This is a genomic window from Brachybacterium netajii (SeqCode), from assembly GCF_054114245.1.
This window is the reverse complement of sequence record NZ_JBSYXB010000001.1, coordinates 67,455-82,015: the sequence shown is the minus strand read 5'-3', so window position 1 is coordinate 82,015 and position 14,561 is coordinate 67,455. Positions and strand designations below refer to the sequence as shown.

At 72.6% G+C, this 14,561-nt stretch carries 15 protein-coding genes; all 15 read left to right on the top strand.

The genetic code is table 11. The annotated features are described in order from the left end of the window. The first annotated feature begins 62 nt into the window (after positions 1 to 62). The 15 genes from dacB to ACXET9_RS00320 all read left to right on the top strand — a co-directional run bounded on the left by dacB (position 63) and on the right by ACXET9_RS00320 (position 14,501). Complete coding sequence (dacB, locus tag ACXET9_RS00390; RefSeq protein WP_457883812.1) at positions 63 to 1,463, top strand: D-alanyl-D-alanine carboxypeptidase/D-alanyl-D-alanine endopeptidase; 1,401 nt, start codon at positions 63 to 65, stop codon at positions 1,461 to 1,463. After that, positions 1,463 to 2,614 (top strand): tRNA lysidine(34) synthetase TilS, encoded by a 1,152-nt coding sequence (gene tilS, locus ACXET9_RS00385; protein WP_457883810.1) that lies wholly within the window; start codon positions 1,463 to 1,465, stop codon positions 2,612 to 2,614. The genes dacB and tilS overlap by 1 nt, the downstream gene beginning before the upstream one ends. Positions 2,615 to 2,656: 42 nt before the next feature. Beyond that, entirely contained in the window at positions 2,657 to 3,211 is a 555-nt protein-coding gene (hpt, locus tag ACXET9_RS00380; protein WP_457883809.1) for a hypoxanthine phosphoribosyltransferase, read from the top strand. Between the two features lies 1 nt (position 3,212). After that, complete coding sequence (gene ftsH, locus ACXET9_RS00375; protein ID WP_457883807.1) at positions 3,213 to 5,285, top strand: ATP-dependent zinc metalloprotease FtsH; 2,073 nt, start codon at positions 3,213 to 3,215, stop codon at positions 5,283 to 5,285. A gap of 2 nt (positions 5,286 to 5,287) precedes the next feature. Next, positions 5,288 to 5,854 (top strand): GTP cyclohydrolase I FolE, encoded by a 567-nt coding sequence (gene folE, locus ACXET9_RS00370; protein ID WP_457883805.1) that lies wholly within the window; start codon positions 5,288 to 5,290, stop codon positions 5,852 to 5,854. Between the two features lie 65 nt (positions 5,855 to 5,919). Continuing rightward, positions 5,920 to 6,711, top strand: coding sequence for a dihydropteroate synthase (folP, locus tag ACXET9_RS00365; RefSeq protein ID WP_457884955.1), 792 nt, complete (start codon positions 5,920 to 5,922; stop codon positions 6,709 to 6,711). Beyond that, positions 6,708 to 7,607, top strand: a complete 900-nt coding sequence (gene folK, locus ACXET9_RS00360) for a 2-amino-4-hydroxy-6-hydroxymethyldihydropteridine diphosphokinase (protein WP_457883803.1) — start codon at positions 6,708 to 6,710, stop codon at positions 7,605 to 7,607. Before folP ends, folK begins: the two co-directional genes overlap by 4 nt. Next, positions 7,604 to 8,119, top strand: a complete 516-nt coding sequence (locus ACXET9_RS00355; protein WP_457883802.1) for a DUF3180 domain-containing protein — start codon at positions 7,604 to 7,606, stop codon at positions 8,117 to 8,119. The genes folK and ACXET9_RS00355 overlap by 4 nt, the downstream gene beginning before the upstream one ends. Before the next feature lie 315 nt (positions 8,120 to 8,434). After that, on the top strand, positions 8,435 to 8,932 hold the full coding sequence (locus ACXET9_RS00350; protein WP_457883800.1) for a PH domain-containing protein: 498 nt from the start codon (positions 8,435 to 8,437) through the stop codon (positions 8,930 to 8,932). After that, complete coding sequence (locus ACXET9_RS00345) at positions 8,929 to 10,527, top strand: PH domain-containing protein (RefSeq protein ID WP_457883798.1); 1,599 nt, start codon at positions 8,929 to 8,931, stop codon at positions 10,525 to 10,527. The genes ACXET9_RS00350 and ACXET9_RS00345 overlap by 4 nt, the downstream gene beginning before the upstream one ends. Further along, a complete protein-coding gene (locus ACXET9_RS00340) occupies positions 10,524 to 11,438 on the top strand; it encodes a Rossmann-like and DUF2520 domain-containing protein (RefSeq protein ID WP_457883796.1) in 915 nt (304 codons plus the stop codon). The genes ACXET9_RS00345 and ACXET9_RS00340 overlap by 4 nt, the downstream gene beginning before the upstream one ends. After that, complete coding sequence (panC, locus tag ACXET9_RS00335; RefSeq protein WP_457883794.1) at positions 11,435 to 12,292, top strand: pantoate--beta-alanine ligase; 858 nt, start codon at positions 11,435 to 11,437, stop codon at positions 12,290 to 12,292. Before ACXET9_RS00340 ends, panC begins: the two co-directional genes overlap by 4 nt. Positions 12,293 to 12,335: 43 nt before the next feature. Continuing rightward, positions 12,336 to 13,844: a lysine--tRNA ligase gene (lysS, locus tag ACXET9_RS00330; RefSeq protein ID WP_457883792.1), complete on the top strand. Its 1,509-nt coding sequence runs from the start codon at positions 12,336 to 12,338 to the stop codon at positions 13,842 to 13,844. Positions 13,845 to 13,847: 3 nt separating this feature from the next. Beyond that, complete coding sequence (locus tag ACXET9_RS00325) at positions 13,848 to 14,021, top strand: hypothetical protein (RefSeq protein WP_457883790.1); 174 nt, start codon at positions 13,848 to 13,850, stop codon at positions 14,019 to 14,021. Between the two features lie 147 nt (positions 14,022 to 14,168). Further along, a complete protein-coding gene (locus ACXET9_RS00320; protein ID WP_457883788.1) occupies positions 14,169 to 14,501 on the top strand; it encodes a histone-like nucleoid-structuring protein Lsr2 in 333 nt (110 codons plus the stop codon). Positions 14,502 to 14,561 lie beyond the last annotated feature (60 nt).

Here is a 14,561-nt window from a genome sequence, read left to right as displayed (position 1 = left end):
GCTCCGTTGCTTCCGCCCCTAGCGGGCATTGATTCTGACTTCGACACTCTATCGTGATGGTCATGGTCTCCGAGCGCATATGGCGGAACACCGCGATCGCCCTCTGCATCGCCGTCCCCGCGAGCTTCTACATCCTCGGGGATCTGGCGGATGCCTTCCCCGGCGTCCTCACCACCGCCTCCGCGCAGCAGGAGCCGACGGCCGGGCCCCGTGCCGTCGCCGAGGACTGGGAGCGGGATCAGGCCGCGGTGCCCACCGGGCAGACCGCCACCTCGACCTCCTCGGAACTGGCTGCTGACCTGCAGGAGCGCATGGATGCGCAGGCGAGCCTCGCGGTCGTCGACGGCAACCTGGCCTATGCCGTGGTCGACGCCGAGACCGGAGCCGTGATCGCCGAGCGCGACAGCGACACCGCGCGCACCCCCGCCTCCACCCTCAAGCTGCTCACCGCCGCCGCCGTGCTGCGCCTCTACGGCGCGGACGAGACCATCGCGACGCGCGCCGTCGTGGCCGACCAGACAGTGACGCTCGTCGGCGAGGGCGACATGACTCTCACCGAGGACGATCTGCGCGACCTCGCGGAGCAGACCGCCGCGCTCGTCGCGCAGCAGGGAGGCGGAACGGTCTCGCTCGTCCTGGACACCTCGCTGATCACCGGAGGGCAGAACGCGGCCTGGGGGAGCAACGGCACCGCCGGCGGATGGGTCGCGCCCACGTCGGCGCTCGCGATCGACGAGGGCTGGCTCGACGGCCAGGAGTACGGGCAGAAGTCGTTCGACCCCGCCGGCGACGCCGCCGACCGCTTCGCGGAGCTGCTCGCGGAGGCGGGCGTCGACGTCCAGGGGGAGATCGCCTCCGGCACGGCGCCCGAGGGCGCCGCCGAGGCGGTCGTGCAGTCCGCGCCGATCGGCGACATCGTCCGCCGCACCCTCCAGATCTCCGACAACACCGCGGCGGAGATGCTCGCGCACCTGGTCGCCCTCCGCCGGGGAGAGCCGACCACCCCCGAGGGGGCCGCGGCCGCGGTGCGCGCCGAGATCGTCGAGCTGGGACAGGAGCTCGGCGTGCCCCAGGAGGACCTCGACGCGCTCGTGATCAACGACGGCTCGGGGCTCTCCCGCGACGACCGCGTGCCGCCCGCGCTGCTCGCCGCCGTCCTCGCCGAGGTGGCCTCCGGGGACGTCCCGCAGCTCGAGCAGATCCTCTACGACGTCCCGATCGCCGGCCTGTCGGGGACCCTCGCCGAGCGCTTCGGCGCCGACGGCACCGCTTCCGCCCGCGGCCTCGTCCGCGGCAAGACCGGCTACCTGGGCGGGACGGCATCGCTCGCGGGCGTCGCCGTGCTCGCCGACGGGCGCACCGTCGGCTACTCGATCCTCGTCCACGGGTTCGACGGCGCCGACGCCGCGGCCGCGCGCGCCGCCGTCGACGAGGTCGCCGCGCAGATCGTCGAGGTCGGTTGATGGCGGGACCGCCGCCCGTCGTCGCCCGCGCCCGGACCGCGGTGCGCGCCGCCCTCGCCGCGCGCCTCGAGGCCCTCGCCGACGACACCTCCGCCGGACATCTCGCCCCCCGCCTCGTCGTCGGCCTCAGCGGAGGCCCCGACTCCCTCGCCCTGCTCGCGACCGTCGTCTGGGTGGGCTCCCGCATGGGGCTCGCGGTCGAGGCGGCGGTCGTCGACCACGGCCTGGTCGCCGGCTCCGCCGAGATCGCCGAGCGCGCCCGGAACCAGGCCGAGCGCCTCGGCGCCGAGGCGATCGTGCTGCGGGTGCAGGTGGACGCCTCCGCGCCCGGAGGAGTGGAGAACGCCGCGCGCGATGCTCGCCGGGAAGCGCTCGCGGTCCGCGTCGAGGACACCGGCGCCCTCGCCCTCCTGCTTGGCCACACGCTCGACGACCAGGCCGAGCAGGTGCTCATGGGCCTCGCCCGCGGCGGCGGTCCCCGGGCCCTCGCAGGCATCGCGCGCGCTCGCGACGGGGTGCTGAGGCCCTTCCTCGGCACCGGGCGGGACGAGACGACGGCGCTGCGCCGCACCGACACCGAGGAGATCTGCCGCCTCCACGACCTCGAGTGGTGGGAGGACCCGATGAACGCCGACGAGTCCTTCCTGCGCGCCCGCGTCCGGCACCGGGCGCTGCCGCTGCTGCGCGAGATCCTCGGCGAGCACATCGACGAGAACCTGGCCCGCACCGCGGAGCTCGTGCGGCCCGACGTAGAGCATCTCGACGCCGAGGCGCGGGCGCTGCTCGAGCAGCTCCGGCGCGACGGGGGAGAGGAGCGCGAGGCCGGCGACCTGCTGCTGCTGGACGTCCATGCGCTCGCCGCGGCGCCCGCGCCGCTGCGCACCCGCGTGCTGCGCGACGCCACCCGCGCGGCCCGCGCCGCCGACGATCCCGCAGAGGGAGGCGCGGAGAGAGGTCCGGCGGGCGGGCCGACGGGCACCCCGTCGCGCGCACCGTCCGGCGGATCGGGCAAGTCGCTCCTGCGTCGACAGATGCTCGCGGTCGATGCGCTTCTCGTCTCATGGCACGGTCAGGCAGCGGTGAGCGTTCCGGGTAGGATCGAGGTCGCTCGCCGCGACGGCCTGCTCGTGTGGCGCCGTACGGATCCGTGAGCCGCGGCGTCCTCACTCATCTCACCCACGGAGGAGACCCGCGTGCCATCTACGCCCATCCATCCCGACGTCGAGCGCGTCCTGCTCGACGAGCGGCAGATCGCGGACCGCATCGCCGAGCTCGGCGCCGAGATCGCCGCCGACTACGCCGACGAGCCGCCGATCCTGGTCGGCGTCCTCAAGGGCGCGGTGATGGTCATGGCCGATCTCGCCCGGGCGATCGATCTGAAGACCGAGATGGACTGGATGGCGGTGTCGTCCTACGGCTCCGGCACCAAGTCCTCGGGCGTCGTGCGGATCCTCAAGGACCTCGGCGCCGACATCACCGACCGCCACGTGCTGATCGTCGAAGACGTCATCGACTCCGGCCTCACGTTGAAGTGGCTCATCTCCAACCTCCGCTCCCGCGGCCCCAAGAGCGTCGAGATCTGCGCGCTGCTGCGCAAGCCCGAGGCCGCGCGCGTCGAGATCGACACCCGCTACGTCGGCTTCGACATCCCCAACGACTTCGTCATCGGGTACGGCCTCGACTACGCCGAGCACTACCGCAACCTTCCCTACGTGGGCGTTCTCAAGCGCTCGGTCTACGAGGGCTGACATGGCCGAGAACAAGACTCCCCGCAAGCGCCCGCTCGTCAGCATCGCCATCTGGGCGCTGGTCGCGATCATCCTGGTCAGCATCCTCGTCGGCGTCTTCGGCCGCGACGGCTACCAGCAGATCGACACCCAGCAGGGCCTCGAGCTGCTCGAGGGCGACACCGTCGAGCAGGCGAAGATCATCGGCGGCAACCAGCAGCGCGTCGACCTCGTCCTGACGGAGGCCTACTCGGTCGACGGCACGGACAAGGGCACCAAGGTCAGCTTCTCGTACGTGACCGCGCGCGCCGACGACGTCGTCGCCGCGGTCTCCGCCGCGGAGCCCGACAAGGGCTACACCGACGAGATCGTCGGCAGCTCCTGGTGGTCCACGCTGCTGGTGTCCTTCCTCCCGCTGCTCATCTTCATCGGCCTGTTCTGGTTCCTGATCATGAACGCCCAGGGCGGCGGCCGGGCCATGCAGTTCGGCAAGTCCAAGGCGAAGCTGTTCAGCAAGGAGGCCCCCAAGGTCACCTTCGCCGACGTGGCCGGCGCCGAGGAGGCCGTCGAGGAGCTCGACGAGATCAAGCAGTTCCTCGTCGCCCCGGAGAAGTACCAGGCGGTCGGGGCGAAGATCCCCAAGGGCGTGCTGCTCTACGGTCCTCCCGGCACGGGTAAGACGCTGCTCGCGCGCGCTGTCGCGGGCGAGGCCAACGTCCCCTTCTACTCGATCTCCGGCTCGGACTTCGTGGAGATGTTCGTCGGCGTCGGCGCGAGCCGCGTGCGCGACCTCTTCTCCACCGCGAAGGAGAACGCCCCGGCGATCATCTTCATCGACGAGATCGACGCCGTCGGCCGCCATCGCGGCGCCGGCATGGGCGGCGGCCACGACGAGCGCGAGCAGACGCTCAACCAGATGCTGGTGGAGATGGACGGGTTCGACGAGAACCAGAACGTCATCCTCATCGCCGCGACCAACCGCGTCGACATCCTCGACCCCGCGCTCCTGCGCCCGGGCCGCTTCGACCGGCAGATCGCGGTGGAGGCGCCCGACCTCAAGGGACGCCTGCACATCCTCACGGTCCACGCGAAGGGCAAGCCGCTCTCGCACGACGTCGACCTCGAGGCCGTCGCCCGCCGCACCATCGGCATGTCGGGCGCCGACCTGGCCAACGTCCTTAACGAGGCGGCCCTGCTGACCGCCCGCTCGGGCAACCAGATCATCGACAACCGCGCCCTCGACGAGGCCATCGACCGCGTCTCCATGGGCCCCCAGCGGTACTCGAAGGTCATGACCGAGCGCGAGCGCCAGATGACGGCCTACCACGAGGGCGGCCATGCGCTCGTGGCGGCGGCCCTGAACAACTCGGCACCGGTCACGAAGGTGACGATCCTGCCGCGCGGCCGCGCGGGCGGCTACACGATGGTCGTCCCGACCCAGGACCGCAACTACCAGTCGCGCAACGAGCTGCTGGACCGCCTCGCCTATGCGATGGGCGGCTACGCCGTGGAGGAGAGCATCTTCCACGACGTCACCACCGGCCCCAGCTCGGACCTGCAGAACGCCACGAAGATCGCGCGCATGATGGTCATGCAGCTCGGCATGAGCGAGGCCGTCGGCCAGGTCGCCCTCTCCGGCGACCAGGACGAGGTGTTCGTCGGCATGCAGCAGGGCCAGGGCCCGCGCTTCAGCGCCGAGACCGCGTCGCTGATCGATCAGGAGGTCCGTCGCCTGCTCGAGAACGCGCTCGACGAGGCCTGGGCGGTCATCGTGGAGAACCGGCATGTCCTCGACCGCCTGGTCGAGGCGCTGCTCGAGAAGGAGACCCTGAACGAGCGCGAGCTCGCCGAGATCTTCCAGGACGTGCGCAAGCGCCCCCTGCGGGACGTGTGGCAGTCCAGCGAGCAGCGGCCGGCCCTCGAGGCGCCGAGCGTCGGCGGGACCACGACGGCGACCGGCGCCGAGTCCCAGGACGCGGGCGAGCCGCTCCACCCGGGCGCCCCGGAGCTCCCGCACCCGGGCGGCGACCGTCCGGACATCCCCGGCGCGCCGTGGCAGGACGGCGCCGCCCCCGACGAGACGACGGAGCGCTGAGCATGCCCGTGGACCAGCAGCGGCTCGCCGCCGCCGTGAGGGAGATCCTCGCGGCGGTCGGCGAGGACCCCGATCGCGACGGCCTGCAGGACACGCCCGCCCGCGTCGCCCGCATGTACGCCGAGGTGTTCCAGGGCCTGGACCAGGACGCGGAGGAGCCGCTCTCGACGACCTTCGAGATCGACCACCAGGAGCTGGTCCTGGTGCGCGACATCCGCTTCCACTCCATGTGCGAGCACCACCTGCTGCCGTTCATGGGCGTCGCCCACGTCGGCTACATCCCCGGCGCGGGGAAGGTGACGGGGCTGAGCAAGCTCGCGCGCCTGGTCCACGTGTACGCCCGCCGCCCGCAGGTGCAGGAGCGCATCACCAGCCAGGTCGCCGACGCGCTCATGGAGCAGATCGACGCCGCCGGCGCGATCGTCGTGATCGAGGCCGAGCACATGTGCATGTCCATGCGCGGGGTGCGGGCCGAGGGCGCCAGCACCGTCACCTCGGCCGTGCGCGGCATGCTCCGGGAGAGCGCCAGCACGCGGTCCGAGGCGATGAGCCTCATCAACCGGGCGTGAGCGCCGTGGGTCAGCGACGGCCCGAGGGACTGCCGGAGCGGCTCGACCGCGACGACACCCTCGTCATGGGCGTCCTGAACGTCACCCCGGACTCCTTCTCCGACGGCGGCCGCCATGACCGGGCGCCGGACGCGATCGCGCACGGCCGCCTGCTGGTCTCGCAGGGCGCCGACATCGTCGACGTCGGCGGGGAGTCCACGCGGCCCGGCGCACCGCGCGTCAGCGAGGAGGAGGAGCTGCGACGGGTGATCCCCGTGGTCGCGGCCCTCGCCGCCGAGGACGTCGTCGTCAGCGTCGACACCATGCGGGCCTCCGTCGCGGCGGCGAGCGTCGAGGCGGGCGCGCTGATCGTCAACGACGTCTCCGCCGGCCTCGCCGATCAGGACATGGGGCGCGAGGCCGCCCGCCTGCGCACGCGCCTGGGGACCCCGCCGGTCTTCATCGCCATGCACTGGCGGGGCCACAGCGACGTCATGAACGAGCTCGCGGTCTACGAGGACGTCGCGCACGAGAGCGCCGACGAGCTCGAGCACCGGCTCCGGGCACTGCGCGAGGCGGGCGTCGAGGACCGTTTCCTGGTCGTCGATCCCGGGCTCGGCTTCTCCAAGACGGGGGAGCAGAACTGGGAGCTGCTGGCCAACTGGGAGCCCATGGCGCAGCACGGCCTGCCGATCCTGATCGGCGCCTCCCGTAAGCGCTTCGTCTCGGCGCTCGGCGTCGACCGCGATGCCGCGACCGCCGCGATCAGCGGCTACTCGGCGCTCCAGGGCGCCTGGGCCGTGCGCGTGCACGCCGTGCCGCCCACCCTCGCCGCCGTCCGCACGGGGGACCTGCTGCGAAGGAGCCGACGAGCATGATCCGTCCGACATCGACCGCCCCGGACCGCATCGAGGTCTCCGGCATCCGCGCCTGGGGCCACCACGGGGTGCTCGAGCAGGAGAAGCAGCTCGGCCAGCTGTTCACGGCGGACGTGGTGCTGCACCTGTCGACCGCCGAGGCCGGGCGCTCCGACGCCCTGGACCGCACCGTCAACTACGCCGAGGTCGCCGCCGACGTGCGCGCCGAGCTCGAGGACGGGCCCCACGACCTCGTGGAGACGCTCGCCGAGCGGATCGCCCAGCGGATCCTCACAGGAGTCGGCCGCCCCCTCGTGCGCCGCGTCGAGGTGGTCGTCCACAAGCCCGCCGCACCGGTCGGCCTGCCCGTCGACGACGTGCGCGTGCGCGTGGTCCGCGACGCCCCTCCCGTCGAGGCGGTGCTCGCCCTCGGCACCAACCTGGGCGACCGGGAGGCGCACCTCGAGCACGCCCTCGCCCTGATCGCCGAGGCCGACGGCGTCGAGATCGAATGGACCGGCCCCGTCCTGGAGACCGAGCCCGTCGGCGGGCCCGACGGGCAGGGCGCCTTCCTGAACTCCGTGATCGGGGTGCGGACCGTGCTCGCCCCCTTCGCCCTCCTCGAGGTCTGCCATCGGGCCGAGCGCGCCGCACGCCGCGAGCGTCTCGTCCGCTGGGGGCCGCGCACCCTCGACGTCGACGTCATCTCCTACGGAGACGTGATCTCCGACGACCCGGACCTCACGCTCCCGCATCCGCGCGCCCATGAGCGAGCCTTCGTACTCGCCCCCTGGCATGCGGCGCGGCCGGGCGCGGAGCTCGACGGCCACGGCATCGTCGGCGCGCTGCTCGAGCGGGCCGACGATCGCGACGGCCTCCGGCCGGGGCCGGCCGTCCTGGGGTTCGACCTGCCGTGAAGCCGCTGAGCATCCCGATCCTGGTGCTGATCACGGCGATCAGCACCGGCATCGGCGCGCAGCTCCTCTCCGTGCTCGCCGCGCGCGGGCTCGTCCTTCCGCTCAGCGGATGGCTGACCTCGCTCGTGCTCCTCGCCCTCATCGCGGTGCTGCTGGTCAAGGCGATCCCGCTGCGCCGCTACATGCGCGAGTCCGAGGAGCGGGAGCGGACGCCGACGCTCGCTCCCCGCCAGCACCAGATCGACCTCCCCACGGCCTTCCGCATCGTCCTGCTCGCCCGCGCCTGCGCATACACCGGGGCAGTCATCGGGGGCTTCTTCTCCGGGGAGACGATCTTCCTGCTCGGCACGGGCGTCGGAGATCTCCTCACCGGGGTGCTGCCCACCGTCGGGGCGGCCGTCTGCGGGCTCGCGCTGGGGATCCTCGGCGTGGTCGTCGAGCGCTGGGGGACTCTGCCGCCGCAGGACGGCCCGGGCGAGACGAGCCGCGAAGGAGCCGGCGCCGAGTCCTGAGCAGGCCCGCGACACGTCCCGGGCGGTCCTGCGCGGAGTCCCGAGCAGGCTCGCGCCGAGCGGCGGAAGGTCTGCGCGCACCCTGCGTCGACGGATGCCCGACCTCCGTCGGAGGCCCTGCGCCCGGCGGGATGCCACCATGAATCCATGGACCATCCCTCCGGCCCCGCTTCACCCTCCGGCCCCGCTTCACCCTCCGGCCCCGCTTCACCCTCCGGCCCCGCTTCACCCTCCGGCCCTGCCTCGCCCTCCGGCCCTGCCTCGCCCGTCGGACCTGCCGCGCCCGTCGGCGCCGCCTCGCCCGAGCACGTCAGCGTGCGACTCCGCGATGACCGTCTCGACGTCGAGGGCCTGCGGCCCGTCTCGCTCCTGCAGATCCGCGCGCACCATCTCGCAGTGCTCCCCTTCCACGTGATCGGAGCGCTGCTGATCGCCGGGGCCGTCGTCGGCGCCGTCCTGACCTCCTGGTGGTGGATCGCCGCGCTCGCCCTCATCCCGCTGGTGCTGAGCATCCAGGGACTCGCCCTGACGGGCCGACGCGTGCGCGCCATGGGATACCTCGACGGCGAGGAGGAGCTCGTCCTCGCCTCCGGGATCCTCCTGCGCAGCATCGTCACGGTCCCGTACGGCCGCATCCAGTCCGTGACCATCGACGAGGGGCCGATCCAGCGTCGCTACGGCCTGGCCTCGCTCACCCTCAGCACGGCCTCGGACACCGGCACCGAGTCCATCTCCGGTCTGCCGCGCGAGGAGGCGGAGCGCCTGCGGGCGCTGCTCACCGAGCGCGGCATCGAGCGGATGGCGGCGCTGTGAGCCTGCCCGAGGGGCACCGTCGGACGCATCCGATCACACCGCTCCTGACGGGGTGGAGGATCGTCGTCGGCGCGGTCGCCGTGATCACCGCCCAGAACCTCGCCAGCCTCCTGCAGGACTTCACGCTGCGTCGCGCGCTCATCGGCACCGGCGTCCTCATCGCCCTCGCCATGATCGGCGTGCTGGTCTCGCTGGTCTCCTGGCGGCGCACGAGCTATGCGGTCGACGACGACGGGGTCGCGCTGCACAGCGGCCTGATCAGTCGCAGCCGGGAGTTCGCGCCGCGCAGCCGCATCGAGTCCGTCTCCGTCGAGCGTCCTCTGCTCGCGCGCCTGGCAGGGCTCGCCAAGGTCCGCATCGAGGTCGCCGGCGGCAGCGACTCCCACCTGGAGATCCAGTACGTCACCGCCGAGGACGCGGAGCGGCTGCGGCGTCGGATCCTGAGGGTCGCCGCCGGAGGGGAAGCAGGAGCAGCCGTCGGAGGAGCGGTCGCGGGGTCTGCCGTCGCAGCGCCGTCGGCGGCCGGCGGCTCCCCGACGACGACGGAGGAGGGGGACGCGGCAGCGGACTCACCTGCCGTTGCTGGCACCGCTCCCGGCGCCGCCCCTCTCGTCGCGTCGTCGGAGAGCCGCGCGGAGGGCCTCGTCGAGGCCCTCCACGAGCGCCTCGACGACGACTTCTCCGAGGGGGAGCCGATCGCCGAGGTCCCGGTCGAGCGGCTGCTGCGCTCGCTCCTGCGGGATCCCGGATTCCTCGGAGGGGCCCTCGCGAGTGCCGCGGGCGTGGCGGTGGCCGCCGGGTTCGCGATCGCCCGGGATGGATTCAGCCCTGCCATGCTGATCGCGCTGGTCCCCGCCGTCATCGCGCTGCCGAAGTTCGTCCTCGGACGCATCGAGGCCGGCTGGGGATTCGTCTCCCGCATCGCCCCCAGCGGCCTGCGGATGCGCCGAGGCCTGCTGAACACCCGCACCGACAGCATCGCGGCCGGTCGGATCCAGATGCTCGAGGTCTCCCGGCCCCTGCTCTGGCGCGCCCCCGCCTGGACCGCCGTCTCCGCGACCGTCGCCGGGATCGACGATGCCGAGGACTCCGGCGATCTCAGCGTCCTGCCCGTCGGCACCCGCGAGGAGCTGGCCCTCACCCTCGGTCATCTCGCCGCGCCCCTGGGCACCGACGACGACCTCGCGACCCTCGAGCATCTGCTGATCGCCCCGGCCCGCTCGATCGACGGCTGGCGGGCGCCGCACCGGGTGCAGTGGATCGCCCGACGCACCCAGGTCACCGTCCTGCTGCCCGGGGCCGTCGTGCGCCGACGAGGGATCCTCGGCCGTACGCTGGAGATCGTGCCCCGCGATCGCATCCAGCAGCTGACCCTCTCCGACGGCCCCCTGGCGCGTCGGCTCGGAACCCTCGACCTCGCCGTCGGGGTCGGCGGGGACAGCCAGCTCCTCGACGCCCTCCCGCGGGAGGGCGCGATCGCGCTGCACGCCGCCCTCGCTCCCGACGCCGCGACCTCCCGCCGCTACCGCGACCGGGCCTCCTGGGCGCGTCCCGCGCTCGCCGCGGCGGGGCCGACGGCGGGGGCCCGCGCATGAGCGCGGCCGCCCCGCCGCGGCTGGGCATCGGCGTCATCGGCGCCGGTCGCGTCGGTGCCGTCCTCGGCGCCGCGCTGCGCGCCGAAGGGCACGCGATCACCGGTGCCTACGCCGTCTCCGACGCCTCCCGCGCGCGGGCGGCGGAGCTGCTGCCCGGAGTGCCTCTGCTGGACGTCGCCCGCATCGTCGAGCGCAGCGAGATGCTGCTGCTCGCGGTGCCCGACGACGAGCTCGGCCCGCTCGTCGCGGGCATCGCCGCGACGGGGCTCGCCCCCGGAGGACAGCTCGTCGTGCACACCTCCGGACTGCACGGGACCGATGTGCTGGCCCCGCTGGCCGCGGCCGGCTGCGCGACCCTCGCCCTCCATCCCGCGATGACCTTCACCGGCACCGCGCAGGACCTCCCGCGCCTGATCGGCTGCCCCATGGCCGTGACCGCGCAGGACGAGCTGCTGCCGGTCGCGATCGCCCTCGCCGTGGAGCTCGGCGGGGAGGCGACGGTCCTCGCCGACGCCGATCGCCCGCTCTACCATGCGGCCCTGGCGCACGGTGCCAACCACCTCGTCGTGCTCGTCGACCAGGCCCGCGAAGCGCTTGCCCGGCTGGGCTTCGAGGACCCCGGGGCGTACCTGCGACCGCTCTTGGAGGCGGCGCTCGAGGAATCGCTGCGGCGCGGGGCGAAGGCGCTGACCGGTCCCGTCATGCGCGGGGACCGCGGTACGGTGTCCGCGCACCTGGACGCGCTCGACGATCTCGACCGCACCGCCCCGCCCGGCGCCCCGCAGGACACCGCCGCCGTGTACCGCGCGCTCGCGCAGGCGGCGCTGCGCCGCTCCGGCCTCGCCCCCGACCTCGAGCGCAGCATCCTCGCCCTGCTCGAGGGCCCTGATCTCCTGGAGGATCCCCGATGACCCGCGAGAGCGACCGCACGACCGTCGTGCTGACCACGAAGGACCAGGTGCGCACGCTGCGCGCGCGCCTCGAGGGCAGCGTCGCGCTGGTCATGACGATGGGGGCGCTGCACGAGGGGCACCTCGCGCTCGTCCATCGCGCGCGGGAGATCGCGGACCATGTGATCCTCTCCGACTTCGTGAACCCTCTGCAGTTCGGTCCGGGGGAGGACTACGAGGCCTACCCGCGCGACCTCGCGGCCGATACGGCGCTGGTCGACGGGCTCGTCGACGCGGTCTTCGCCCCCTCCGTCGAGGAGATGTACCCGGTGCTCCCGCCGACGGTCTCGGTGAGCGCCGGGCGCGCCGGCACCCTGCTCGAGGGCGCCGCCCGGCCCGGGCACTTCGACGGCGTCGTCACCGTCGTCGCGAAGGTCATGGTGCTCACAGCGCCCGACGTCGCCGTCTTCGGGCGCAAGGATGCCCAGCAGCTCGCGATCATCACCCGCCTCGTCGCCGACCTCGATCTGCCCCTGCGGATCGAGGCGGTGGACATCCAGCGCGAGCCCTCCGGCCTCGCGCGCTCGAGCCGCAACGCCTATCTCAGCGACGCGGGGCGCGAGCGCGCCCTCGTCCTCTCGCGCACGATCGAGGCCGCGCGGCGGGCGGCGCCCTCCGCAGCGGCCGTCCGGGAGGCGCTCGCGCAGGCGCGCCGGGATGCCGCGGTGGAGTGGGACTATGCGCTCGCCGTGGATCCGATCACGCTCGAGGAGATCACCGCGGAGCACCGTGGGGAGGCGATCGCGGTGCTCGCCGCCACCGTGGAGGGGACCCGACTGATCGATGCGGCTGTAATCCCCGTGACAGCGCCCTGACCGGGACGGGCCCCGCCCGGGCAGGAGTGAGACAATCGCCCCTATGAGCGAGATTCCCCCTGCCCCCGAACAGCCGGACACCTCCGACCAGGTCGCGGTCCGCATGGCCAAGCGGGAGCGGCTGCTCGCCCGCGGCGAGGAGGCCTACCCCGTCTCCGTCCCCGTGACCACCTCGATCGCCGCGGTGCGCGAGGCCTACGGTCACCTCGAGGCCGGCGAGGAGACGCAGGACGTCGTCGGCATCGCCGGTCGCGTCGTCTTCCAGCGCAACACCGGCAAGCTCGCCTTCGTCACCGTCCAGGACGGCGAGGGCACCCGCCTGCAGATCATGCTCTCCCTCGCCGAGGTCGGCGCGGAGCGCCTCGCGGATCTGAAGGCGGATGTCGACCTCGGCGACCACGTCTTCTTCCACGGCCGCGTGGGCTCCTCCCGCCGCGGCGAGCTGAGCATCTTCGCCGATTCCTGGCAGATGGCGGCGAAGGCCGTCCGCCCGCTGCCGGTGCTGCACGCCGGGCTGAGCGAGGAGTCGCGCGTGCGCCGCCGCTATGTCGACCTCATCGTGCGCCAGGAGGCCCGCGACACCGTGCGCCAGCGCGCCGCCGTGATGCAGGCGCTGCGCGCGTCCTTCGCCGAGCGCGACTTCGTCGAGGTCGAGACCCCGATGCTGCAGGTGATCCCCTCGGGCGCCGCCGCGCGTCCGTTCGTCACCCACATGAACGCCTTCGATCTCGACCTGTATCTGCGCATCGCGCCGGAGCTGTATCTGAAGCGCGCCGCCGTCGGCGGACTCGAGCGGGTCTTCGAGGTCAACCGGAACTTCCGCAACGAGGGCGCGGACTCCACGCATTCCCCGGAGTTCGCGATGCTCGAGGCATATCAGGCCTATGGCGACTACGACTCGATCGGCGACCTCACCCGGAGCCTCGTCCAGGAGGCCGCCGTCGCCGCGACGGGCTCGCAGGTCGTGACGCTCGCCGACGGCACTGAATACGATTTCTCGGGCGATTGGGACACGATCACGGTCTACGGATCGCTCTCGGAATCCCTCGGCGAGGAGATCACCCCGGAGACGACGCCGGAGCGTCTGCGCGAGATCGCGCGCTCCCTCGATCTGGATCTCGATCATCCGAAGTACGGTCATGGGAAGCTCGTCGAGGAGCTCTTCGAGCATCAGGTCTCCGATCATCTCCACCGGCCGACGTTCGTCCGCGATTTCCCGGTCGAGACCAGCCCCCTCGTGCGTGCGCACCGCAGCACGCCGGGCGTGGTCGAGAAGTGGGACCTGTACGTGCGCGGATTCGAGCTCGCGACCGGCTATTCCGAGCTCGTCGACCCCGTCATCCAGCGCGAGCGCTTCGCCCAGCAGGCGCGGCTGGCCGCGCAGGGCGACGACGAGGCGATGCGCCTGGACGAGGACTTCCTGGAGGCCATGGAATACGCGCTGCCCCCCACCGGCGGGATGGGCATGGGCATCGATCGCCTGCTGATGGCGATCACCGGGCTCGGCATCCGGGAGACCATCCTGTTCCCGCTCGTGAAGCCGGAGGGCTGAGACATGAATAGTGGTTTCTGGTACGAGGCGGGCTCGCTGATCCCGCCGGTCCTCACGGGACTGGCGTTCTGGTTCGCCATGCGCTCGATTCTTCGTGGCGATCGCCACGTCCGCGATGCCGAGAAGCAGGCGGAAGCGGATTACCGTGCACGTCATGGCGGCGCCGACGAATCCTGACAAAAGTCGGATAGTGCCGTGTCGGATTGAATTTCCGAAACTATCCCTGCATACTGGTCGGCGCCGGTCGGGCAACAATCCTCTGCGATGGCCGGATCGGAATGTCCACGCGATGCACATCGCACCAGACACACAGGGAGTACCTTCATGGCACGGAAGACATTCGTGGAGCTCATCGACGATATCAACGGCGAGAAGGCCGATGAGACCGTCAGCTTCGCCCTCGACGGCGTGGCCTACGAGATCGACCTCTCGGAGGCGAACGCTCTCGCGCTGCGCGCCGAGATCAGCGAGTGGGCGGGCAAGGCCCGTCGCGTCGGCGGCCGTCGTCAGCGCGGCACCGCCGCCCCCCGCTCCGCCGCCTCGAACGAGTCCGCCCGCATCCGCGAGTGGGCTCGGGAGAACGGCTACGACGTGCCGGACCGCGGCCGCGTCGCCAGCTCGATCCGCGAGGCGTACGAAGCAGCGAACGGCGCCTGATCAGGCGCCGAGACAACGGGGGAGACCGGAGAGCCGAGGGGGCACAGGAGCTCAGGGCGT